Source organism: Rhodococcus sp. 06-221-2 (assembly GCF_002258365.1).
GTDB classification, from domain to species: Bacteria; Actinomycetota; Actinomycetes; order Mycobacteriales; family Mycobacteriaceae; genus Rhodococcoides; species Rhodococcoides fascians.
Window position 1 is genome coordinate 418,925 of the sequence record NZ_NOYJ01000025.1, and the last position, 23,533, is coordinate 442,457.

Below are 23,533 nucleotides of genomic sequence, written 5' to 3' on the forward strand. Positions count from 1 at the left end.
AGCCGTTCAACCCGGGGTCCAGTCAGCAGCAGAGTCATTCATCAGATGTGTGAGTGGTCGCTTCCGGTGCAGAAGGCGTCCACGGCTTCAGCGGCTGCACGACATCCCGGTAGAACGCGTCGAGACCGTCGGTCACGCTACCGATGAAGCTGGCCGCCGACCCTGAGCGCTTGCTGCCCATCTTCGTCGGGGACGTCAGCGTGAAATACTGCAGCTCGCTGGTCCGGCCTGATGTGAGTGATTTCGTGTCTGCTCGTACAGTTGCCAGGTTCTCGCACGATACTTCGCTCGCGTCTGCGAACACGGCTTCGACCAGGATGTCTGCGGGAGCGTTCTTCAGTTGTCTCAGTAGCCATGATGCTCGTCTGAGCGCGGTCCCGTCGGTCGGCGCGTCGATAGCGGTACTGCACTGAATCTTGTTGGTACGCATATCGGCTTCGACGGTGACGTCTCCGGCAGCGTCGGGGATGCGCAGAGTGGCAGTAAGGCATCCGGAGGCCACGAGCTGGTCGACGATGTACTCGTTGCGTGCCTGAGGATCTCCGTTGAACTTCCTCGGAAGGTGATGCTTGACTGTGACGCCGAGATCGGCCGTCATCCTCAACGCCAGGTGCCTCGACAGCGACGCCCACGTGTTCGCAACCGACAGAGCTTTGACATCACTGGAGCGAAGGGTTCCCGCGGTGACGGAATCCCGGACCGCCACCCAGTGGCGACCCATGTCGACGAACTCTGTCGCACCGGATTTCGGGTGCGTCAGGTAGCGCACGAGCTCACTGAGGATCCACACCTGTAACGAGTCGGCGAGGTCCCCGTGCGACAGCAACATTCGGGCTTCGTGAATTACCTCGGACCACGAGATGTGTCGCAGGGAAACCTTGTTGAGCTTGGTCTTGTTGACCTGCACCGGAAGCTCGCCTGCAGAGGCCGGGATGTCATTGGACAGGCTGAGAACCGTTTCGTATCTGTGCCGTTTGGCGACATCGAGGTAGTTCTCGAGCTGCTCCTTCTGCAGCTTGCCTGTGCCTGTCTTCACTTCGAGCAATGCCGTCCATACCTGCCCCGCACGCGACACCCGGAAAACCCCGTCCGGAATGACCTTGCCTTCGCCTTTCACGAATTGCACCTCGAGGTAACCCTCGAATGGACCTGACGGTGCGCCAGCGTGCGCGCAGATCGCTCGGGCGAAGGGACGAACCGCTTGCATCGTTGCGATCAGTGCCGACGTGGCCCGCTTCTCCTGCTCTTCACCGGACCCGACGCCGGAAATGGAGAACAGCCGAGCCGTCTGCCAGCCCTCTCCCCCAGCAAGCGTGAATTGCGGCGGACTGGCCTTCTTCACGGACGGCTTCTTCGTTCGCACGCCGCGCTTGGTGGGTTCGACGTCGACAAGCGACACATCGACGAGCTCACCGTTCTGGTCCGTAGCCTGTACGTGCGAATCCGCGACCTCGACGACGACCACATCGTCGGCACCGCCTTCCGGTTCGCCGTCGTCGACGTCCACGCCGAAATCCGTTGCGAGCCCTGCAAGCCCGGATTCCCAACCCTGCCCGACCGCGCGCAGTTTCCAGACACCGGCCCTTCGATACACCTCCCCGAACACCAGCGCACGTTCGGCGGTGGCGTCGGCAGTGAGGAACTCCCCCAGCACCGATCCGGTTTGATCCCGTACTTGGAGCGACAACTTTCCGAAGTCGCCCAACGGAGCATTGTCCGAGCTACCCGCTATGACTACTTTCTCGATATCTGCTGGGAGAGAGTCGAGATGGATCGACAGCCGTTCCTGTTTGCCTTCATCGGTGCTACTGCTGCCGAGATAACGCACTGATGCGTCGGCAGACTCCGATTGGTTGTAGAACACGAAGTCCGAGTCCGACCGAACGTGTCCGGTCGATGTCACCAACAGCGCGGATGCATCGAGGTCTCGCTCCGGGTCGACCCACGACACGATGACATCCAGCTGTGTCGCCTCGTCCGGTAAGGAAATATTCTGGCCCTTGACGAGAATGGGTGAACTCACGCTGACACGCTCCTGTCGGCAAACGGACTTGCGTTGCTCACCCTATTCACAACGCACCGGTGTCAGTCGCCCTCGCTCGACATTCATTCGTTCGATCTACGGCTAGGCCGATTCGGTCCGAGATCAACGATCTGTGCACCCTGCTGTGCGCTAGCTGCCTGTCCCCCACATCGACTCAAATTTTCCGACCGCACGGTCTCCACTATCGTTCGCACCATGTCTCTGGCTTCGAACAGACTTCGTACACTTCTACTCGTCGGTGCGGTGGTTACGCTTGCGCCTCTCACGGCTGCACCTGCTCACGCCGGAACACCTGAGCCGAGCCCGCCGCCCATGACATGTGCAGGCTGGTCGGTCGAGACCGTGACGAGCGGACTCGACGAACCCGAGAATCTCGAGCCCGACGGAGCTGGCGGGTTCTTCGTATCCGGAGCCTCCAGCATCGTGAACGTGGATGCAGACGGTCACGTCGACCCGGTACTCGACAACCTCGCGGCTCCGCGGGGGATGCAGTTGCACTACGGCATCCTCTACTTTGTTGCCGGTCCAGGGCTTTCGCAATTCGACACCCGTACCGGCGAGGTCAGCGCGGTGACCGACATGGCGGCTCACGGACTTCTCCGACTGCCGAACGGGGACTTTCTCACCACCGACGTGGGCACGGACATCGGCTCGCCTTCCCGAGGTCTGACTCGGTACGACCCAACCGCCGGCGACGTCGAACAGAACTGGTCGCCCGTTCCTCGATCAGAAGGGTTGGCGCTCAGCCCGGACCACAGCCGGGTGTACACCGACGATCTGTTCACGGGCCAGGTCATCGAAGTACCCCTCGAAGCACCCGACGATTGGTCTGTGGTGGCTACAGTGCCGGGATTCTTTCCGGGACTCGACGACCTGACCATGTCCGACGCCGGCACGCTGTATGTCGCCGCACACGTAGAAGGTTCCGTGTACAGCATCGACCCCAGGACAGGGACAACATGCGTTATCGCAGCTGGTATTTCGCCAGGATGGACGGGACCGAGTTCGGTACGCATCGGACCGTCAGCCAACGGATGGTCACTGTATGCAACCGTGTTCGACGGCACACTCCGACGCCTCACTCCCCCACCCGGCGTGGATCTTGCACCGGTGAGATCCTGACCCGGTAGCCCTGCAGAACCTGAATACCACTGCGATCCGGGACATCGACTCAGCCTGGACAGCCACGTGTTCGCCTCGGCTATCTGTCGTTGCCGAAGAACCACCAGGTAAGAACTATTGCTATGACCGCCGCGATGGCAAACATGACGGCGTTGAGCCAATGCGGGTTGCCAGTGTCGAGATCTGCCAGTGCCATGAGTATTCGCCCATCCGTCCACCCTTGTGGACAAAACCGACTTCGACGGTCGAGCCTATACACACTGGAACGGATGAGTCCTCATCGCTCGACATCTATCCGTTCGCTCCACTGCACTGCTCACTGGAATCGAGTGGCCTTCAGTATCCGCTTTCTTCGGAAAAGCCCCCCAGAACGGAGACCGCTACTTGATGAAGTCACAGATGTTGCCCCGAGAAGTGTTGTATACGAGCTTTTTTCGTGTTGACGAAGAACTGAGCGGGAGGCGCGGGCAGGTAAGGACGATGACCACCGAGGCACTGCACATGACTACCGACAACACCCACAGGAGAGGCTCCCGGCTTCGGAGAACACCTATCACCGTGTGATTGCTCGGCAAGGTGTGTCAAGGACGACGAACTCGTCGACGCCGCGCCGCGCAGCCGACACGTCGACGCCTTACTCGTCGACTTCACGGGGCCGTCCAGTACGCGACGGCCGGCCACCAGAAATCTGATCGACACGCAGTGCAGTCCCCGCTCATGAACTATCGGCAATGGGAGCGAGCAAGCGAATGGCCGCTTGCCGGATCGGCTCTGACTTTCCTTGCGATCTACACCTGGACCGTACTGAGCCAGCCAACCGGCACTGGGGCACAGGTCGCCGAGTATGCGATCATCGCAATCTGGGCTTTGTTCGGCATCGACTACCTCGTGCGACTGGCCCTTGCGGAGCAACGCGCACGCTGGTTCGTGCGGCACCTGCACGAACTCGCCGTCGTCGCCCTGCCTGTACTACGGCCATTACGACTGCTCCGTCTTCTTACCTTGGTCAGCCTGCTGCAACGCTCGATCGGTGGCGCGCTGCGGGGGCGGGTAGTCACGTATGCCGTCGCCGGAACTTTGCTGTTGGTTTTCGTCGCGTCACTCGCAATGTTCGACGCCGAACGCGCCGAACCAGCCGCGACTATCAAGACTTTTCCCGATGCCCTGTGGTGGGCAATCGCCACTGTTACGACAGTCGGCTACGGCGACTTCTCACCGTCCACCGCGACGGGCCGTTTCATCGCCGTCGGGCTCATGGTTGCAGGCATTGCATTGCTCGGAGTCGTCACAGCCACCCTGGCGTCATGGCTCGTCCAAAAGGTCGCCGAGCAGGACGACGCGAACCAGACCGCGACGCAGCAGCAGGTGGCCGAGTTGACCTCGCAAATCGCTGCGTTGCGAATCGAACTCGCGTCGCGATCCGAGGGGCTCGGTACGGCCGCGTCCACGACACCCAACAGTGCAGGGCGAATCGACACGCACTGATCGAAGCTGATCTACCTTCGGTGCCTCAACTGAATTGAGCGACAGATATCCATATCGCGGCGTTGAACGGCAATGCTCGCGTTCCGAGCGTCAGCACTCACCATCGGTGGGTTCGGCCGACTCGACGAACTATTGCGCGTGTCTACTTTTCGGCGAGACCTGTCGCCGTCCCCAAGTATTCGCGTGAGTCCCGGAACGTCTGCGCTACACCGCGTCCAGCGATCGCGTGGTACCGACTGATTTGGTCGTCATCGAGAGCATCGAGAACAGTGCTGGAATCTGCGTGCATCCAACCACCGTCTTGGACCAGTTCGTGGGCGCGTTTGCCGTGCAGGGCAGAAATTCCCTCGACTCTGATCCCCTGGGGATCGGTCGACGCCGCAAGGTAGTAGGCCTTCTTGCCGGGGTAACCGGCCTTGACCTTCTCACGCAACCTGAAGACAGCGGCGGCTGCGTCGTCGATGGCCGACGCCTGCTCGTCGGACCCGGCTTCGGAGGCCGAAACTCGCGCGATCTCCGCGTCCAGCGCAGCGAGCAAAGTGGCGAGGTACTCGAGATCACTCATAGGCCCATGATGCCCTAGTGCAGTGCGCTCTCGAACCAGCACCTGACGGAAAGAAATCGACTATGCCTCCGCCTCTGGGTCCGCGACGCGACGTACCGATACCCTGACCGTCTACAACTCCGCGACCGCGCCGGGTTTGTCCCTCGCAGTTTGGGGGGTCTATTGGGTCCTGTCGGAAGTCCTGATACCCGCCGGTAGGGTCATGCGCCGCCGACGACGCGGAGCTGTCCGGACGGTTCGTTGCACCACCTGCAGCTCCCGTCGATGTAGTCGTGGCCGTCTTCACGTTCGCACTCATCCACCGCGCATCCGCTGCCGCAAGACAGCATCTGTCCACATCTGCACCGCTCGCCGTCGCACCCCGGGTGGTGAAGCGTTCGCGGCGGGGCACCGCAGTCGTGGCATTTGCTCCTGCCGTTGGGTATTCGACTGGGCCGCCACGTGCAACCCACTGAATCGAGCATTTCCAGATCACACGCCATGCAGATCGCCATGCCGTGCAGAGTCGCACAGAGCACCGACACGAAAATTCTTCGATCGAACTCCACGATGCAACATCCCTGTCCGCGGGCACCGCCGTGGATAGGCACAGCCCTGAGAATCGACAAGTGAGGCATGTCGAACGACAGTTTCACGACCTCGACAAGAGGCCACGCCTCGTAGAAGGGTTCTGCACGTTGGCAGTTCTGAGATGATTTCCCGATGCACCGGATCCGGCTGATCTTCGCACTCGTCGCGCTGACACTGCTCGCCACAGGATGCGCCGACGAGCCCGCACCCGAGCCGACACCGGTGGTCGTGGCATTCGACGACGGATGGGGCCAACTGTTCGTCATGAACCTCGACGGTTCCGGCTTGCGTCAGGTCACCCCGACCGTGGGCGAAGACAGCCGCGACCCGAACTACGCGAACGGCGCTGCCCTCTCCCCCGATGGCGAGCATCTCGCGTACGCCCGAGGCCGATTCATCGAGATCCTCGACCTCGAGTCGGGTGAATCGAAATCGGTATTCGAAGGTGGCTACCAACCGGCTTTCTCACCCGACGGATCCAAGATCGCGTTCACCGCGAACGGCGGCATCAACATCATGAACGTCGACGGGTCCGACGCACACGTCATCGCGCAAGAAGAGTCGGCGTTCGGAGCGACATTCTCGCCCGACAGCTCACGGGTTGTCTACGTCACCGGCGGCTACCTGAACGAAGTACCTGCCGACGGCGGTGAATCGACAGTGCTTCTGCGCGACCAGTTCTGGAACTCCGACCCGGCCTTTTCGCCTGACGGGTCGACGCTCGTCTTCTCCAGTAACCGAGGCGGCAACAACGGCTCGGAGATCTACGCAATGCCCTCCGCCGGAGGGGAGATCACGCCTCTCACCGATACCTACTCGGTACATCCGAAGTTCACGCCCGACGGCTCGCGCATCCTGTACGACCGAGCGGTCACACAGACGGGTGAACTGGTGACCGATGTCGCTACCGGCTCTCAGGCCGAGATTGCGTCGATGAACCCCGACGGGTCCGACCAGAAGCGGCTGACTCCACGCTCTCTGAGCGGTCAGATGCCGACCGTGAGCGGGGGACGTTGACCCGCAAGCTATTTGGCATGTTCGGGGTTCGCTCCGCCTCGCCCCGCGTTCAATCTGCAAGATCGACTACGCCCAAGGGCCGAGAACCGGGTCAGTCCATGCACCGAGTTTTCCGCTACTGGCTATGTAGACCGCCGCAGGCGACAATTGCTCGTGAGCACAGTCCGGTCAAGACGTAACCGATACAGGCATGGGGTGTCCGCCGTAACGGTGACTCGAACGGGCTCGTTGACAACAGCCCATTAGGCAGTGACGACGGTGAAATGCTGTTCGTGCAGCTGATCCGCTGTCGTCCTGGCCAGGACTACGCGGGGCCTTTACCGTGGATGGTATGGCGACTTTCGCAGACGATCCGCGCGGTACCTACGCTCGTTACATCACCGCCTGCAACGAACGGCGTTTCGGCGACCTCGACGAATTCATCACCACCGATGTCGAAGGTGTCCGCAGCGGCATCGACGGCTACCGCGACGGCCTTCGAGACATCACAGTCGCGTTCCCCGACTTCAGCTGGTGCATGGAGGACTTGGTCGTCGAGGGCCGGTCGATGGCGGCTCGCCTGACGGATACCGGCACCCACCACGGCGAGTTCGATGGGATCGCGGCGACCGGCCGGTATGTGCAGATCCAAGAACTAGCGATGTACCGGCTCGATGACGACGGCAAGATCGCGCGCTGCTGGGGAGATCTCGAGGCTTCATTGCGCTGTGAACTGCTGGGCCGCGGAGAATAGCTGGCTGCGATCAGCGAAGAGACATACGAGGAGTTAGCGAGCGCGGTTCAGCGGCAGTAGCGCAAGTCGTCAGATCTACGCTTTTGCAGCGTCACGTCCGGCGTCAACGGGTCCACGTGTAAACGTGAGCGGTCAGACAGCGGCTTCGAGACCGAAGCGCATTTCCGCCGTGTTCTAGTGGAACAGTGGACTGGGTCGAGAAAGAACTAAGGGTCGCTGGTCTTACCGGTACCTGCACAGCGGTGGGTGTCATGCTCCCCTGGGCCCTCGAAGGGACCTTGCTCCGGTTGGCGCTGCTGGTGTTTCCTGCGTTCTGCGGTGCCGTCGCCGGACTGTTGGTCGGTGTGATCGCAGTCGGTGGTGGACGCTTCGCCTTGTGGTCGAACCGGATGTGGGCCGCACGATCTCGCCACACCTGGCGACTCCGATTCGCCGCGTGCACCGCAGCAGCGGTCACGCTGGCGACCTCTCTCGCATTGTGCTGGCTGGTCGTCGCTGGCAGTGAAATCCTCACCGACACAGATGTCTTCCCGTCCTGGTGGATCTCACTGGCAGCGATAACGGCGGCGAGTTACCTATTCGCCTACCTTCTCGCTCCCACGACGGACTGCGCCGCCCGAACACAGGACGACTTCGGAGAGGTCTAGGTTCCAGCCCCGGTCCTTGCTCGGCCTCATCCTGGCGTGTGTGAGCCGCTGAACACCGTCGATCTGTTGCGATCAGAAGAGATGAGGCGGGGTAATAGTGTCGGACAGTCCGTGCTCGACAGCACTATTCCACTTTGCGGTATCGGCCATACTGGACACATGGCAAGTCGTGGAGTGGTCCGCACCTGGAATCTGCGCGAGATGCACGGTGTGATCGATTCGGACGACACTCCAGGGGGATGCTGGACATTTGGGGCGACGGTCGCGATTGCGGGATTCCCCAGCCTGGACGAAGGCCAAGTTGTCGAATTCGAGTGGCGACCAACCGGCGAGCTCGACCAGAGCTACAACTTCATCACACTTCGCGCGTGGCCGGCAGGTGTCGAGCCGGTGGATCGCCCGTCCGGCTCATCAGCGTGGAACATCGACGCCGATGGCAACGTCCTAGAAGAGACGGACTTGGATTTCCCCGAAGAGCCGCGGATCGGGACCGCGGCGAGTGGCATCGTGTCCGCCTGGCACGGCGACGAAGGCTGGGGCGTAATCGATTCCGCGGGTACCCCTGGCGGATGTTGGACTTACTGGAGTGCCCTGCACCCTGACGAGGTGATCGATTCGCAGGGCATGGGTCAGTTCAACATACGAGGAGGCATCCACGACCTCATCGTCGGCGAGAAGGTCGACTTCGAGTGGGAGTCCGTCACAGATCAGGATGGGTACAAGTTTCGCGCGATCAAAGTGCGACCGCGGAGGGAAATTCCGCCGTGGCAGATCGAGTGGATCCCGTCGTAACAGGGACCTGGAGGTTTCCGTGCGTCCTACGACCGTGGCTGCGTCAGGTCACGGTGAAGCGGACAGTGTTGCCGGTCGGATCGAGCAAGGTCGTATTCAGCGGTGCGTCAGTTGTCACCGTCAAACCCGCTCTACCGGAACCGATATCGATCGCTATCTGCTTGCTCCATTCGCCGCCTTCCGGGGGCACGGATCCGATTGCGGCGGAGTTGAGGGGCACCATCCACGAGCCCCCGGTCGGTTTGGCATCGCTGTACGGGTCGGCCCAGGGTGCATCGAAGTTGTTCATGTTCACGAACACGGTGAGTGGACAGTCGCTGGTGAAGAATGTCCGCCAGGTCAGCGTGACAACCGCGATGCCCGGCCGATCGTGCGGTGTGTACACGTCGCCGCCCACCTCGCCTGCGCACGGTAAAGACATCTCTTTGCCGAGCGAAATGTTGTATGGGAATGGGGTGAACTCCTGATGGTGGGCTGACGCCACCCCCGGCATACCGAGCAGCGCAGCCCCGAGGGCAGCGCCGACAACTGTGGTTCGCACGGTCCAAGTTCGAGTCACGAAATGGACATTACGGTAAGGGCCTTTCGTTGGGGCCGGGGATCGGTCTCGTCCAGTTTTCTGACCGGCAACCCCTCATCTACGGGCAAGCAGGTTATGGGTTGACGGTGTCGGTATCCCAGGCGAGTTTATGCGTGACAGCTACGGCCAGCGAATCGAGCTCGACGTTCGTGAGTATTGCGTCGATGCACGAGGTCGACGCACCGATGTAGGTCGTCATCAGGTCGATGTCTGTTGCCGTACACCACGCCTTATCATTCGGCCACCACAGGTGGGCGCTCATTCCAAAGGGAAACTGAGCGCTGGCACCGAACTTTGTGTCGGCGAGGCCGATACTGCCTGCGAAGAGCACCACATTTCGAGACGGCACCGGCAGTGAAGCTCATTCGACGGTAAGTCGACATACCCAGATCCTTCCCAGTGCCCGAACCGGCACTCCGCCAGTGCCTGTGTGAAGCGTCGGAGAGTGTCTGCCAAAGCCCGGGTGGTGTTTGTCGGCAACGAACCTTGGATTGGGGGTTCGTGCCAAATGCCCTCCTGTCCACCGGCGTGCCAGCTACCCACGATGGAACCCCACTCCATTGCCGGGTGCGCGAGCCGACCGTTGGCTCGGGAGACGGCCGACCAAGTGACCGGTTCATCGTCGATAGTCCTCGCCGGGTGAAAGATTCGCGCGTACGACGGGAAGATGATTTGGAACCAGTGCGGCCACACCACTGCCGAATTTTCCGATTTCTTCGAGGAGCCACGCCCTTGCGCCGACGTCGTCGGCCACCCGTAGTCCTCGTTCGTCCGAGTCCTGGGAATCGGTCGTCATCGGATCCCACGCCATGTGCCCACTAGATCACACGAAGCCGCATGTCCTGGCCTGCAGATACGTTGCAGAACAGAAGCGACGCAGCGACACGGCTGACATAATCGGCCTGTGCAGCTGTCCGAGCATCGAGAGTCAGTGATGACTGCGAATTGGAGGCCCCGGCGGGGCGTCCAAGTGACGCACTCGGATCTTCCTGATGCGTGGCTCGATGCGCTCGATCGTCTGGTCCACGATCTACGCGTACGCCAGTACGGCGGCGATGTCGAGTACATCGACTGGGTAGCCGAATACGAATCGGACAGCGGCATGGTATGGCTCTACAGCGCTGTCACGGTCGTCGCAGGCAGCCGAGGAAGACTTGCCTGCAGTGGAATCGGCGCTTCTGTCGACGATGACGTAGAGCTGGCGCTGCTGTCGATGGCTGACCTTGTTCAGAACGAAGTGGCCGAAGCGGGTACCGCGTGGCCGTGGGGAGACGACGGCGGATTCATGCATGCGGAACTCATCGATGGAGTCGCCATGTGGAAGGACAAGAACTTTCGCGCAACGCGTATAGGGGATCTATCCGAGAAGGACTGATAGAGAACACAATCGGACCGAGAGCATTGACCCTCAAGCAAATTCTTCGGCGACCACCAAGCGTAGAACCGCACGCACCCATGCGTCTGCGGATGCCTCCAGGTCGTGGCCGGTGAGTGCATCGGCAAGGCGATCGAGCGACAGACCCGTCGACTTCATACCTACCGATCTCGAGAGGTCAGCACGCCCGCGAATCGCAACCACGTCAGCCTCCGACACGAACCGCAAGCCACGGTGCGAGAGATCCGCCAGGGTCGACAGACATCCTGCAACAGCATCTACGACGCGATCCTGACTTACCTCGCCCGCCGAGCGGATCAGACTCGACATACCCACACGAGGCGCGAGATCGGGCACGACCACACCGAGATCGCACGCAATCGAGTACGGCGTGATGCAGACCTGCCCTGACCGGACACTCATTCGACCTGCCACCGCCCGCGGACCCGACGACATCGCGTGGAGAACCGCGTCGATAGCACCGGGAGCCTCCGCTCGATGCTCGACCACGATCTGTGCCTGACTCCCCTTACCGTCCGCGACCACCACCGTCAACGTCTGACCTGCCGGAGAGTAGTCGGTGTCGACCACAGCGTCGACGCTCACTATGCCGACCCCGTCCGTCACCAGACGGTTCCGTGCGAACGACGGCCTGCGTTCGGTCAACTGTCGACGCACATCGTCGTAGTCCGAGGAGAGGGCAGGCGAATCAGCCCAAGCGTCGGAACCGAGGGGAAGGATCGATGTCTTGCCGATACCTCTACGTCCCAATCGAATCGAACGGTTCGCGCGCCGAACAGCCGATTCGGTGACGATGGTCGACGAAGCCAACATCCCGATAGTCGTCCCCGCAACTCTGCGCCCCGCCACCGCATGACCGGTAAGCAACTCCCCCGGCCACTGATGCCGCATCAGATAAACGGCATTCGTATCGATTTCGGAGAAGTAGACGTCGACATTCACGGCGTCACCATTGGCCGTTACGCGGGCACCCAAACCGACCAGACGTGAACGTCTGAGCGGAGTTTCGCCCGCAGTCTCGGTTCCCAGTGCCATTCCGGCGAGCGCCGAGTCGGTCGCCCCTCCGAGCTGAACTCGCGCGTAGACCTCTGCGATCAACGACGCCACCCGGACCCGGTTGTGACGGGCATTCCTTGCGGCATAGGCTTCGACCTGATCGGCCAGATCTCTACATGCGTCAGCAAGCCACACCGTCGACGATGCCTCGGCCGAACGAGCAGCCCTCACTGCGGATGCATGTTGCACACCCGACGCCCCAGCCAGTCCGTCTACGAGGATAGTTCGGGCAACAACCTTGGCCAGAGCGGAATTAGCCGAATCCTGAATTAGACCAGCACTACTGACGAACACCTCGTCGCTACCCGATTCGTCAGCCTCTCGTACGGCCCACACCGCAAGGGCGATCGACTCCGGCGCTGCATGCTCGGATGCCGACGAATGAGTGTGACCCACATCGTGGGGTGTCAAGAATCGAACTGTGCAGTGCGGCAACTCGACACGCACAATCGAGTCGGTGCCCTCGGGGCGATGCACTGTCGCCTGATAACCCTCGCCGCGGATGCGCCTGGCCCGCCGCATGGCGGCCGCACCGACGTGCGATTCGACAACTGTGTCGTCGAATTCTCCTGGTGTCCATTCCGGTCCGCCGACATCGGTACCGAATCTCGCACGATAGGCGAGCACCAGACCGAGGCGATGCCTGCACGCCGAACTCGCGCCGCAGGAGCATGACGCGTCGGTGAACGGCAACGAAGCCGGGAGCTCGGTCACGACGCCGTCGGCGAACCGGGCGACGATGCGTTCGATTGATGCCGACAAGTCCGGTGGATTCTCCTCGACCATCCGCACTGCTCTTTTGACCAGGCCACGATTGGTGACGAGCACCAGTGCCTCGTCGGTGAGCGCCGCCACGTCCAGTCGGATGGATTCGGCGTTCATCGGATGCACCCGGCGACGAACTCCGCGAGCCCGCCCGGTGTCATCGCCCCCACGTGCACCCCCAGCCGGACTAGACGCTGGGCGATCTCTCGGTCGTAGTCGGGTTCGCCGGACTCGTCGAGTGCTGCCAACGCCAACACTCGCACGCCCTCGTCGGTCAAGCGAGATACGCTGCGCACGAACCGATCCGCTTGACTCTCGTACAGATCGGAGATGATCACCACGATGGTTCGGCGCGGAGTCTCGACCAGCTGCCCCGCATAGTCCACAGCCTTGGCACCATCGTTGCCGCCACCGAGTTGCACTCCCATCAACAATTCCACCGGATCCAGAACCTCCGACGTGAGGTCGACAACGTTGGTGTCGTACGCGATGAGGTGCGTTCGCAGACCAGGGACGTTCCAGAAGCATGCAGCTGTGACGGCGGAATGGACGACAGAATCGATCATCGATCCTGACTGGTCGACCAGCAGTATGAGTGTCCAGGTGTCAGTGTGTCGCCGGGTGCGCGAAGTGAACAGTGGTTTCTCGATCGCGATGGATCGTGTCTCGGGGTTCCAGTGCTTGAGGTTCGCGAGAACCGTTGCAGGAAAATCGAAGTTGCGAGAGTTCCGGAAGGAGGTGCGCTGCCGGCTGCGCGTGCCGTGGAAGGTCTTGCGGACGTCGACGGACAGCTTCTCGATCAGCTCTTTCACAACCGTGTCGACAGCCTTCTTGGCCAGCGCGAGAACCCGCAGGTCCATCAGATGCTTCGTTCGCAATACCGCACGAAGGAGTGTCACGCTCGGTTCGATTCGCTCGAGAGCCTCGGGATCGGTGACCACCTCGGTGATCTCGTATTTCTCGACTGCGTCTCTTTCGAGGCGGTGAACTGTCTCACGCGGAAACAAGCGGTGGATGTCGTAGAGCCAATCCACTGCGCTCACCACCGTTGTCCCGACTCCGCTCGGCCGTCCGCGACGGTCGCGGTGCAGTGCCCTACCCTCGCCTTTTTGCCCCTTCGCCAGAGCACCGCCTGCTCGAGCGCGTGAACCACCCGAGCGCACGCCCTGGGCGGCACGGGCCGCGTCGCGGCCATACAGCCATTCCAGCGCGGAATCCTGTTCTGCCGCAATACCTGTAGGGTCACCGAGTGCACCGGAGCTGGCGTCACCCAAGATCAATCGCCATCGCTCGGAGTTCATTGCAATCCAATGTTCGCGAGCGCACGATCGACTCGCTCGTCCAGTAGCTCGCCGGACAGTCCCGAGGCCGTAATGGACGGGCCGGCAGGCGCTGGTGCCACGCGTCGAGCGATGACCTCGCGTTCACGCGGAGGAAAGAACTCGAAGGACTGCCTCAGGGCAGGCAGTGCAGTCAGAAAATCATGCTCGGTCATCCGTCCTACGACGGCGTCGACGGCCGTCAACACTGCGTCACCGGAACCGGCATCGAGAAAACGTTCACGCGCGACGCCGAAGAGACCGGACAGCCAGTCGCCGAGCCGATCCGAGGGTATGGACCGCACGGCAGCCGCCGCATCTTCCGGCGTGGTTCGAGTCCACGACGCGCCCAGAGCCGATCCCCTCATATCCACTGCGGCACCGCTGTCACGCGCCAGCAGATCCAATTCTGTAGACGGGTCGTCGCGCAAGAGGTGCCCTGCGTACTGCATGGCATCGGCGATGGCCGCGACAGCCGCGATTCGACGGAGATCTGCGCCCCCTGTTGCTCGGACTCGCCGGGCGAGCGTAAGCACCTTGGGCGACGCGGCTGCCACCACTTCTCCGAGCAGCGCCGAACCCCGACTCCCGAACAGCGAATCGTGTCGCCACAGATCGAGGGCAGTGCGCAGAAGTAGCCCGGTATCGGCGAGATCGACTGCGTTGTCCAGCGATTGGATCGCCGCCGATGCTGACGTATCAGATACGTCGTCGAGTCCGCTCAAGACTGCGTCGAACAGAATTCGCGCGACGGCAGCCATGTCTTTGCCCGCTGACCGCAACGCGGAGACGAGCGCTGCACCCGCCGCGTCCACTAGCGTGTGCCCGTACGCGGCGGCCTCGACGAGTGCCGGAACTCGGCCGCCGTGGTCGGTGATCACCCACTCGTCGATCGACCGCACCTCGGAGACACCGCTCGGTCCGGCAGAGCGCTCGAAGCCAGGAATGCCGAGTAGTCGTAGCTGATGCAGCACGCGACTTCTCGAACGCTCGCGTTCGTCAGTGAGATCCAGAGACAAAGTCCCGGTGGTCAATTCGAACTCTTCGAGCAGCATGCCGACGTGATGGACCAGCCCAGGTGCCGGGGCGTCAGGATGCAGTTCCCCTCGCCGCTCTCCCCTCAACGTTCGGATGCATACCTCGATCGCCGGGTCAGCTTCGACACCGAGTGGTTCACCCGCACGCGTCCACGGCAGCGGTGAGGGAATGGCCTCGTCGACGAGTGTGCTCGCAGCACCGTCCAGTACGTCACGACGCGTGGGCACCGAGTGACCTCGCATCGCCGCCAGCGCATGGACCTGTGTTCGGAATCCGGCGAAGTCGGTGGTGGAAACCCGGTGCCCGCGGGCCCGCAGGTTCAGCACGACGGCCTCGATCGCGGTGTCCGACGCATGAGCCTGATTTTCCCAAAGCTGCTGGTACCACCACGGTCCCTCGAGTTCGAGGCGACGGTAGGAGTACGGGATCAGATAGCCTCCGACGTCGAGGGCGGACTCCGGACTCGGAACGGTCGGCCAGCTGTCATCGGCCGGTGGTCCCGTCTCGAGCTCCGACATGATCCCGGCACGGTGGAATCCGCCGCAGACGACGACGACCGAACCACCCTGCTCACGAGCTGCTTTCACCCAGGATGCCATGTACTTCTCGCGTTCGGAGACGTCGACACCATCACCGCGGATCAGGATGAAGTAGCTGTCGAGGATATCTCGCATCTCTTCGGTCGTCAGCGCGCCTGCCCGGGCTTCCACGACGTGGTCCCACATCGCATCGATGGTGTCGAGGCCCATCTGCTCGACTGCATCCACAGCGGCTGGGCTGTATTCGGTAGGCCCAGAATCGAAGTCGGGATGCCACGACGGAAGGTCGATGAACCGAACTGACGCACCCGTTCCAGTGGCCGCTTGCATCGCTACCCACTCCGGCGAGAACTCGGTGTAGGCATTCCAGGCCACCTGGGTGTGTGTACCCCTGCGGGCGTGTGAGAACAGCGCGATCGGAAGTCGATGTCCGAGCGTCAACTCGCCGAGGCGGTCTGTGTAATCGGCCGGACCTTCGATCAAGACGTGGGCCGGCCGCAATCGTTCGATGGTCTCGGCTACCACGCGCGCGCAGGCAGGACTGTGATGCCGCACGCCGATGACGGCCACCTCGTCGCCATCGTGACGTTCCACCACTAGCTCAGACGTGCGTGAGCTTCGCGCAGCTCGCGCCACGCCTCGCTCGATCGGTAGGACGATCGCTGCTCGATGTAGCGACGCAACCTCGCTGTGTCCTCGGCGTTGTCTTTCGCCGCGGTGCCGGCCAGGGACTCCGCGAGATCGGTGAACGTGCCTGCATCACCGCGCATGTACCAGCCGCGAATTCCGGTGGCATGCGCGAGCGAGACCGCCTCAGCCGTGCTCATCACAGACGACAACCGCTCGACGGGAGCACCGGCTTCGGTTAATCCCGATCTCAGGTCACGGAACAGCGTCACGAGAAGTTCCGCGACCGCCGGATCTTGATCGATCCCCACCCCGGACGCGCGCAACAGCGCCGCCGACTCCGCCCGCACCAGCGCGAGCTCGGTGTCGAAATCTGCAATCGGATGTACCGTCTCGAAATTGAAGCGACGTTTGAGCGCGGCGCTCATTTCGTTCACTCCTCGGTCGCGGGTATTTGCCGTCGCGATGACGTTGAATCCCTCACGCGCGTAGACCATCGCGTCCGTTCCGGTGAGTTCTGGCACCGCGAGAACACGTTCGGACAACAGCGACAGCAGGGTGTCCTGCACTTCGAGTGGGCATCGGGTGATCTCCTCGAAACGCACGATCCGACCCTCGGACATCCCACGCAGCATGGGTGCCGGAACCATCGATCGTGGGGAAGGGCCCTCGGCTACCAACAGCGCGTAGTTCCACGAGTACCTGATCTGGTCCTCGGTGGTTGCAGCGCCTCCTTGGATGGTGAGCGTGGAATCTCCACTGACCGCAGCCGCAATGAGTTCGGACAGCATCGATTTCGCAGTACCTGGTTCACCGACCAACATCAATCCGCGTGTGGTCGCCAAGGTGACGAGCGAGCGTTCGACGAGTGACGGGTTACCGACATACTTGGCGACGATTCCGCGGTGGGCGTCGCCCATCACGAAGCTGCGGGCCGCCTGCAGACTCAATTTCCACCCGGGTGGCCGCGGACCGCTGTCCTCGTCGGCGAGTCGCTCGAGCTCGTCTGCATACCGCTCCTCGGCAGGTGGCCGCTGTACTCCCGTCGTCACGACGCGAACCCATCCAGATCGGCGATGAGTTCCGAGACGGTCGCACGGTCGACGTCGTTCAAGGTCCCTCCTCGCAAGCTCACCTCGACGAGCTTCTGGTCCGGGTATCCGTTGTAGGGATCACCCGTCCCCATCCCCGGTTCGAGTCCCAGCAGCACCGAGACATCGTCGCTCAGTTGGTAGAGCAAGCCCTGACCCCAGGACACGGGGTTCTCCCACACCGGTTCCCATCCACGGTAGGTCAACCGGAGGGCCTGGCTCGGGGTCGCAGTCACCCCCGTGAACCTGGCCAGGCCACTGCCGTCGATGTCGCCTGGCAGCGGGTCGTGGACCGGTCGGCCCAACTGTGGGAACGGCTGCAGTATTTCGTAATCGGCGAATATGTTCGACCACGTCCCGACCGTGTCGGGTATGTGTGCCGGATGAACCAGACCTATCCGGCCGTCGGGAAGCTGGAGGGCATCGTCGTCGACGTCTGCGAGGGTGCTGTCTTCCGCGACCCGGAACACCACTGCAGGTTTGTTGTTGTCGTCGAACGACGCCCACAGGAGACGACGAGCTACGTGGATCAAGAGCGGATGTCCCAGCACGTATTGGGTGAACTCGTCGGCGGTCCAACGGCGTCCGATCACCATCGACCGATTGAGGCGCTTGATCTGTTCGTTTGCAACAGCTTTGGCTTCGCGCTTGAGCGCGGCGAAGCGTGTCTTGGCTTCCTCCGCGAGGATGGCATCGTCTCGGGTGGTGGGCTTGGGCAGGCTCGTCGTCTTCTTGCCATTCTCGTCGAGCACGTATGGAACAAGTGCTTCGGTGAAGCCGACCGTGAAGGATCGCTCGCCGTAGTCGAACATCATGGTTCCCGACGACGACAAATCGAGAGTGGGGACGATGCGGTCCGCCAACTGCTCACGATCGAGACCGAGGCTTTCTGCGACCTCGGCGACCCGCTGCTGCGCGCCGACCTTGAGGGACTTGAATTTCATCTTCCGTGAGATGTGGTCCAATTCGGTGAGGGCCCGGGTCGAGCCGTGCGCAGCCAGAGCGTCCAGCCCCAGTTGCGCTCGGGCAGTCCCGTTCTCGCCTGGCCAACGCCGGATGAGCGGGGCCAGTTTTCCGATTGTCGAGTCGTCGCCCAGCCACCCGAGTGCGAGGATCACCCAATTGTCTTTCGAGGGCGCACCTGCTCCCCACCATCGCTGAAAGAGCTCCCACGCTGCGTCGGCGAGTGACCCGCGATCGCAGTACGAGGTCACCGTCTCGAGCCCTGCGTACGGTGCATCGATTGTGCTTACCGCGCACATCGTCAAGATATGCGCCGTGGCGGAATCAGGCAGAGCAGCGGACCTGTCCGCGGTCAGTATCGGCGGCAGCGACGGCGCGTCGGCCCAGGCCGGTGTTTTCGGAATGCGCTTCGGTAGTACTTCCAGCGGATCGAGATCGACGATGGTCGCAATCGCTGCCGATACGTCGTCTCCGTACCTGTTTGCTCCGGCCAGCACTGTGTCTCGTGAGGTGGCGCGCGCGAGTCCGCGTAATGCTGCTGCAGCGTGATCTTTCTGCGCCCCAGCTTTTCCCACCGCGTCGGGGATCAACAGCGTTGCTGCGTCCGCCGCATGCCGGACGAGCCATGCCAAAGCGGGCTTGCGCAAGTTCTTCCGGGTGGCGAACATCGTCGCGTGCACGCGCGCGACATCGAGGTCGACGTACGGCATCAGATAGGGTGCCGCTGCACCGGGGTGAGCTCGTGTGAAGCGGAGCATGAGCGGTAAGGCGTCGAGTTCGTAACGCGCAACGACACGCAGCGGATCCTTGAGAGTTGTTCCCTCCCAATCAGTCAGGAACGGTCGGGCAATCTCGTCCGGCGCGATGAGGAAAATGATCCAGGCGTACCGGCCCCCTGCACCTGTCGGTGACGGGTCTGGAATGTACTGCTTGTAACTGTCCCATGTCGTATAGGAGTAATCTCCCGGCCTGTTCTTGATGGCCTCGAATTCGCCTGGCAGCCAGGCCATTTTGTGAAGATCAGGGACTTCGAGCCCTGTGATGGCGGTCGCGTCGGGCATCTTCTTGCGCGTCGACCACGGCGGACTGACGAGGATCGACGGAAGGTCGGTCGCCATCGGCAACAAGGTTGTCAGTTCCGCGATCCTGCGTTGCGCTCTCTCCGGCAACGTGGAGGCGATCTCGCGCGCCAAGTCCGGATCCCGCCGTACGTGGCGATCGAACAATCCCGAATCAGCCTCTACCAGAACACGGAACGCTCGACGCGGATAGTTCTGCATCGCCCGAAGGACGATTGGCTGCCCGTTCTTCATCCCTCCACGTCGGACCAGAGCCTCGAACGCATCGTCGGTGGGGATAGCCGAAAGGGCGTGCAGTATTCGCAGAAGCCAGGACTCGTCGTGCGCGTTTCCGTACGGATTCGGCGTGTCGAAAGCGTCCAGCAACACAGGCAGTATCGGCGGGCCGATACCATCCACCACCGCTGCTGTCATCGCATCGTCGAGCAGCCACCGCCGGTGCCCGTAGGCGTCATCGCTTCGATGAAGCTGTTCTGGCGTGTTCGCCGAGACCATCAGCTGCGTGCTCCAGTGGTAGGACTGAGGACGCACCACCATGATCAACTCCTCCGACCACTCCAGCTCGGTCGGGAAGATGAACGTAGCGGTCAGCTTTCGTACGGTGTTGCCTCGCAGCGTCGATGCCACGCTTCGGGCCGCCGCGTAGTCCTCGTCCGACGCCACCGCGATCAACCCGCGCATGCGCTCGAGCATGTACTCGCGCGGAGAATAGGTCAGTTGCTCGTCGTACCCATCCACCTGCGCGAAACGTTCTCGCGTCGTGTACTTCGGCATTTCGAAGACCGCGTCCGGCGTGGCATGACCGTGGGAAACGACGCTGATTACGGCACCTTCCGGGAGGTCCGCAACCAGCACCCTTTCGCTCACGAAACGCATGTCGGACAACTCCAGAAGCGCCTCGACCGCGAAGACCAAGCCGTGCCTGGCCACCCAGCCGTCGATGATCGAGACAACTCGCAATTCGTCGCGACTTACGAATCGGTTCAGGAGAAAATACAGAGCGGCGGCACCAAGAGCCGAGACGTCGCCTGCCTGGTACTTCCTGGCGGCGATCGTCAATTCGTCGGGGTTGGTGTCGTGGACGAGGTACCAGGACGCGTACTGGAGGCTGAGTTCGTCGGTCTCGATCTTCGCTAGTTCGACGCCTGCGTCAGGATCGACCGGCGCGACGCTGGCGCGATAACCCCCGCGTCGGGGATATTTCATCGGTAGCCACGTCAGCGGCGGCACGGACTTCGACTCGGACTCGGACTCGGACGTACTGTGGCTCACGCATCTCCTCGAGGTCCCGCACTGTTCGGCGACGTGCCGAGAATGATAGCGGGCAGAACGATCGCCCACCGGTGATCTTGTACCGCGTGGTCTGGCAGCGAAGTGTGGGCGGCGAAAGCAAAACCGACCGGACGGCATGCGGAACGAATTTCTGCCTTGCGCACCGCATCGGTCCGCGGGAGAGTGACGGTCGTGAACGACACACCCGCGTCCGGCCCCCCACCGCGTTTTCGCGGCGTGCCCATCAACGAAATCCCGGCCGTAGTGCCCCTGAGGTTGATTCTGGCCGAAACGGAGAGGATCGGTGCGTGGCTCAGCGGTGCACGGGTCTACAGCACATGCATGACCTTCTCGGTCGAAGCCTGTGTCCGAGAATCTGATCGCTTGCTGGGTATGTACGGGTTCGGTAGACCAGAGTCGAATCACACTCCGCCGATGCTCGTCGGTTTCGAGATTGTCGACGGAACCGTCTCCACAAACCTTCCCGGCAGGCGAACGGGGTTGAGCCCCAGCGGCGGTGGAGGAAACCGCCTGCACAGTCGAGCCGGCCTCATTCTGGAACCCGTCCCGCCCGCCGGTCCTTTGCATGTGTGTTTCGCTTGGCCGCACTTCGGGATCGCCGAAACACGTCATAGTGTGGACGCGAGCGAATTCGTCTCGGCGACATCCGAAGTGAGAAAGCTGTGGGACGAGGCCGATCCGGATACGGGCACCCAGTTCGACCTCGACGACAGGACTACACCCGAGATCGAGATTCCACCTGGCGGATGGTTCGAGACGGCCCTCGAACGCCAGAAGCCACCTCCACGCGACCCCAATGCGCCGCGTCGTATCAATTACGCGATCGGGGGTGATGATTAGGCGGTGCATGGTCGCTCCGACCGGCTGCGAGCTGGCAGGATCAACAGCGTGATCGAATCCATTTTCGTCGAGCACCTGCGGTTCTGCTCCGAGTCGAGCGGGCGGTTCAACCGGCATCCGCACCGTGAATTGGCCTCCTTTCGACGCACATCCCAGCAGTCCGATTGCGGTGCCGACATCGACGCGCGAATATCGACCAACGATGTGCTTATAGGTGGCGAACAGCGGAATGCATAAATCTATTGGTGTCCGCCGCCCTGCGTCCTGCGTTACCAGCCGACACAGAGGTGTTGCCGTCCTCGATAACTCCCCCGCTTCAGTTCCAACCTTGGGAGCGAAACCACTGCGCAGGCTTTAGTAGCGCTGAGGGGCGAGGAGGGTGACCTGACGCATTCGGTGAACATCGGTGGGTACGAGCTCCCGATCTAGTTTTCCCGCCTGTGAATCGACCACGACCCGAACGGGGTGAGGTAGTGTCGCGATCATGACACTGCAGAAAGGCGCATGAGCGCCCCGTCGTCCGAGCGCAGACTCTTGCGCCCACGATATATTCGTTTCGCTGCCGGTCGGCTGTGGGTTATCGACGAAACCCAGCCTGTCGCAGCGCTTCTCGAACCGACATCCGGACAGATCGATCGGATCGTGTCCTGGCCGGAGATACCCTCACCATCACCTGCACTGACGATTGCCTCCCACGCAGACCGTGTCTGGCTGCAGTACCGCGGAACCGATGTTCTGGCCTGCGTGACCGTGGACGGGGTACATCACGCCGAGTATCTCGAGGGCTCACATCTGCTGACAGCGGGATCGTCCGGAGCATGGTGTTTTCGACCCACACGCACGCGTGACGACGTCGCTCGCACCGCGGACGAGCCGCCGCTCCCCCGCCCGCGATCGCGACCACCTCTGCTCCTGGCTCACCCGGGCGGAGGCACGTCTCCGATCGACGTCGACGGGGTTCTAGTCGCAGCCGACTTCGACGAACAGTCGGTCCACCTCGCCGTCGAGCACACCCCATGGTCGCGCACCTATCGCGGAACCCCCACTCCGGCAGGATATGTTCTCCAACAATCCAAGTCGTGGATCCATCTACTGCTGGACGCGAGCACGACCCGCATCGAACTCGACGACTACCCTCGATCGCGGGCCGACGGCGCGTGGCACACCAGCGAGTACGCGGACATTACCTACAACGAGCTGCACCGCCGCAAGCGCGCGATCGGCGACGGCGTCCGATGGCACTGGGGCGTGACAGGCAGGCACGGCGGTGTTCTTATCGCGAAGGCATTCCGTGCCGGTTCCTCGACGCCCGTGTGTGAGATCGAACTGCCGGAAGTCCGGGCCTACGAAGGCACCGCATACGGTGACCAACTCTGGCTCCTTGTCAGATCTGTGGACGGTGCGAGCCGCCACCTTGTTCGGCTCTCGATAGACACAGCAGAGTCCGAACTCGACACAGCCATAGACGATCTGGACATCACGGGCTACTGCCGCCCCGTCGCTCCCGAGCCGCCTGATCATGCGTCGTACGTCCGCTACTGCATTCGTCGACTCGACGGGCGGCGGTTCTCGAAGAGAATGCACGACGTCCGCGCCGAGTTCATCGGCGACTGGCCGCACGGCCGCTTGCACATCAGTTTCACCCACGATGACTACGAGGGGCTCACTGTGGTGACTCGACTCAACCTGTACGACGAACAGGGCCAACGTCTCGACAACATAACTAGTTATGCCCCAGCGGAATTGATGGAGCAGGCAGACACCCGCGACTACCCGAATCGGTCGCACGCCATCGACGGGGTGTTGTACGTATGACGCATTGGGTCGAAGTGCTACTGAAGATCGTCGACGGTCCGCAGCGGCCGGTCATGGGTATCGCCCGCGCAATTCACGCCGACATCGGTCCTAGAGACGTCTACGACGGGCACTACGGCATCGTTCCGTCGTACGTGGGTTTCGGGCTCGGCGAAGT

General features: G+C 62.2%; 19 protein-coding genes. 9 read left to right on the plus strand and 10 right to left on the minus strand.

Features of this window, described 5'->3' with window-relative positions; genetic code table 11:
• Window positions 1-34: 34 nt before the first annotated feature.
• The gene (locus CH281_RS14410) at window positions 35-2,023 is read right to left on the minus strand and encodes a TerD family protein (RefSeq protein WP_094694546.1); all 1,989 of its coding nucleotides are present in this window, start codon (window positions 2,021-2,023) and stop codon (window positions 35-37) included.
• 363 nt (window positions 2,024-2,386) lie between these two features.
• On the opposite strand from CH281_RS14410, the gene CH281_RS14415 reads away from it, so the two are divergent.
• Both CH281_RS14415 and CH281_RS14420 read left to right on the plus strand, forming a co-directional pair.
• Window positions 2,387-3,166 (plus strand): SMP-30/gluconolactonase/LRE family protein, encoded by a 780-nt coding sequence (locus tag CH281_RS14415; RefSeq protein WP_256983544.1) that lies wholly within the window; start codon window positions 2,387-2,389, stop codon window positions 3,164-3,166.
• A 717-nt stretch (window positions 3,167-3,883) separates the two neighbouring features.
• Complete coding sequence (locus CH281_RS14420) at window positions 3,884-4,651, plus strand: potassium channel family protein (protein WP_094694550.1); 768 nt, start codon at window positions 3,884-3,886, stop codon at window positions 4,649-4,651.
• 142 nt (window positions 4,652-4,793) lie between these two features.
• Here CH281_RS14420 and CH281_RS14425 read toward each other — a convergent pair whose 3' ends face one another.
• The gene (locus CH281_RS14425) at window positions 4,794-5,216 is read right to left on the minus strand and encodes a hypothetical protein (RefSeq protein ID WP_048320302.1); all 423 of its coding nucleotides are present in this window, start codon (window positions 5,214-5,216) and stop codon (window positions 4,794-4,796) included.
• Window positions 5,217-5,918: 702 nt separating this feature from the next.
• Between CH281_RS14425 and CH281_RS14430 the strand changes: the two genes are divergently transcribed.
• The 4 genes from CH281_RS14430 to CH281_RS27345 all read left to right on the plus strand — a co-directional run bounded on the left by CH281_RS14430 (window position 5,919) and on the right by CH281_RS27345 (window position 8,975).
• Entirely contained in the window at window positions 5,919-6,803 is an 885-nt protein-coding gene (locus tag CH281_RS14430) for a PD40 domain-containing protein (RefSeq protein ID WP_057474932.1), read from the plus strand.
• Between the two features lie 331 nt (window positions 6,804-7,134).
• Window positions 7,135-7,536, plus strand: a complete 402-nt coding sequence (locus CH281_RS14435) for an ester cyclase (protein WP_032408465.1) — start codon at window positions 7,135-7,137, stop codon at window positions 7,534-7,536.
• Between the two features lie 251 nt (window positions 7,537-7,787).
• On the plus strand, window positions 7,788-8,183 hold the full coding sequence (locus CH281_RS14440; RefSeq protein WP_143544809.1) for a hypothetical protein: 396 nt from the start codon (window positions 7,788-7,790) through the stop codon (window positions 8,181-8,183).
• 159 nt (window positions 8,184-8,342) lie between these two features.
• Complete coding sequence (locus CH281_RS27345) at window positions 8,343-8,975, plus strand: hypothetical protein (protein WP_143544810.1); 633 nt, start codon at window positions 8,343-8,345, stop codon at window positions 8,973-8,975.
• A 43-nt stretch (window positions 8,976-9,018) separates the two neighbouring features.
• On the opposite strand, the gene CH281_RS14450 is transcribed toward CH281_RS27345, so the two are convergent.
• The 3 genes from CH281_RS14450 to CH281_RS27355 all read right to left on the minus strand — a co-directional run bounded on the left by CH281_RS14450 (window position 9,019) and on the right by CH281_RS27355 (window position 10,351).
• Window positions 9,019-9,534 carry a hypothetical protein gene (locus tag CH281_RS14450; protein WP_032366131.1) on the minus strand — a complete coding sequence of 172 codons (516 nt, stop codon included), beginning with the start codon at window positions 9,532-9,534 and terminating at the stop codon, window positions 9,019-9,021.
• A 94-nt stretch (window positions 9,535-9,628) separates the two neighbouring features.
• Complete coding sequence (locus tag CH281_RS27350; protein WP_230591963.1) at window positions 9,629-9,889, minus strand: hypothetical protein; 261 nt, start codon at window positions 9,887-9,889, stop codon at window positions 9,629-9,631.
• Between the two features lie 282 nt (window positions 9,890-10,171).
• Window positions 10,172-10,351 carry a hypothetical protein gene (locus CH281_RS27355; RefSeq protein ID WP_256983547.1) on the minus strand — a complete coding sequence of 60 codons (180 nt, stop codon included), beginning with the start codon at window positions 10,349-10,351 and terminating at the stop codon, window positions 10,172-10,174.
• Between the two features lie 174 nt (window positions 10,352-10,525).
• Here CH281_RS27355 and CH281_RS14460 point away from each other — a divergent pair, with 174 nt between their 5' ends.
• Window positions 10,526-10,930 (plus strand): hypothetical protein, encoded by a 405-nt coding sequence (locus CH281_RS14460; protein ID WP_230591962.1) that lies wholly within the window; start codon window positions 10,526-10,528, stop codon window positions 10,928-10,930.
• Between the two features lie 33 nt (window positions 10,931-10,963).
• Here CH281_RS14460 and CH281_RS14465 read toward each other — a convergent pair whose 3' ends face one another.
• From CH281_RS14465 to CH281_RS14485, 5 genes are read right to left on the minus strand one after another with little or no spacing between them, the layout of a single operon-like run.
• A complete protein-coding gene (locus tag CH281_RS14465; RefSeq protein ID WP_094694554.1) occupies window positions 10,964-12,889 on the minus strand; it encodes a hypothetical protein in 1,926 nt (641 codons plus the stop codon).
• Window positions 12,886-14,073, minus strand: coding sequence for a VWA domain-containing protein (locus CH281_RS14470; protein ID WP_094694556.1), 1,188 nt, complete (start codon window positions 14,071-14,073; stop codon window positions 12,886-12,888). Before CH281_RS14470 ends, CH281_RS14465 begins: the two co-directional genes overlap by 4 nt.
• Window positions 14,070-16,262, minus strand: a complete 2,193-nt coding sequence (locus CH281_RS14475; protein ID WP_143544811.1) for a DUF5682 family protein — start codon at window positions 16,260-16,262, stop codon at window positions 14,070-14,072. The genes CH281_RS14470 and CH281_RS14475 overlap by 4 nt, the downstream gene beginning before the upstream one ends.
• Before the next feature lie 2 nt (window positions 16,263-16,264).
• Window positions 16,265-17,347 carry an AAA family ATPase gene (locus CH281_RS14480; RefSeq protein ID WP_032384291.1) on the minus strand — a complete coding sequence of 361 codons (1,083 nt, stop codon included), beginning with the start codon at window positions 17,345-17,347 and terminating at the stop codon, window positions 16,265-16,267.
• Window positions 17,344-20,700, minus strand: coding sequence for a DUF4132 domain-containing protein (locus CH281_RS14485; RefSeq protein WP_179274193.1), 3,357 nt, complete (start codon window positions 20,698-20,700; stop codon window positions 17,344-17,346). The genes CH281_RS14480 and CH281_RS14485 overlap by 4 nt, the downstream gene beginning before the upstream one ends.
• 636 nt (window positions 20,701-21,336) lie before the next feature.
• Between CH281_RS14485 and CH281_RS26900 the strand changes: the two genes are divergently transcribed.
• Together CH281_RS26900 and CH281_RS14490 are read left to right on the plus strand one after the other, a co-directional pair.
• Window positions 21,337-21,561, plus strand: a complete 225-nt coding sequence (locus tag CH281_RS26900) for a hypothetical protein (protein WP_162247567.1) — start codon at window positions 21,337-21,339, stop codon at window positions 21,559-21,561.
• 504 nt (window positions 21,562-22,065) lie between these two features.
• Window positions 22,066-23,376, plus strand: a complete 1,311-nt coding sequence (locus tag CH281_RS14490) for a hypothetical protein (protein ID WP_094694562.1) — start codon at window positions 22,066-22,068, stop codon at window positions 23,374-23,376.
• Window positions 23,377-23,533: the final 157 nt, after the last annotated feature.

Bases quoted from the DNA above. Each gene is read 5' to 3' on its own strand.
- CH281_RS14420 (WP_094694550.1), top strand. From the start codon at position 3,884: ATGAACTATCGGCAATGGGAGCGAGCAAGCGAATGGCCGCTTGCCGGA.
- CH281_RS14425 (WP_048320302.1), bottom strand. From the start codon at position 5,216: ATGAGTGATCTCGAGTACCTCGCCACTTTGCTCGCTGCGCTGGACGCG.
- CH281_RS14430 (WP_057474932.1), top strand. From the start codon at position 5,919: ATGCACCGGATCCGGCTGATCTTCGCACTCGTCGCGCTGACACTGCTC.
- CH281_RS14435 (WP_032408465.1), top strand. From the start codon at position 7,135: ATGGCGACTTTCGCAGACGATCCGCGCGGTACCTACGCTCGTTACATC.
- CH281_RS14440 (WP_143544809.1), top strand. From the start codon at position 7,788: ATGCTCCCCTGGGCCCTCGAAGGGACCTTGCTCCGGTTGGCGCTGCTG.
- CH281_RS27345 (WP_143544810.1), top strand. From the start codon at position 8,343: ATGGCAAGTCGTGGAGTGGTCCGCACCTGGAATCTGCGCGAGATGCAC.
- CH281_RS27355 (WP_256983547.1), bottom strand. From the start codon at position 10,351: ATGACGACCGATTCCCAGGACTCGGACGAACGAGGACTACGGGTGGCC.
- CH281_RS14465 (WP_094694554.1), bottom strand. From the start codon at position 12,889: ATGAACGCCGAATCCATCCGACTGGACGTGGCGGCGCTCACCGACGAG.
- CH281_RS14470 (WP_094694556.1), bottom strand. From the start codon at position 14,073: ATGAACTCCGAGCGATGGCGATTGATCTTGGGTGACGCCAGCTCCGGT.
- CH281_RS14490 (WP_094694562.1), top strand. From the start codon at position 22,066: ATGAGCGCCCCGTCGTCCGAGCGCAGACTCTTGCGCCCACGATATATT.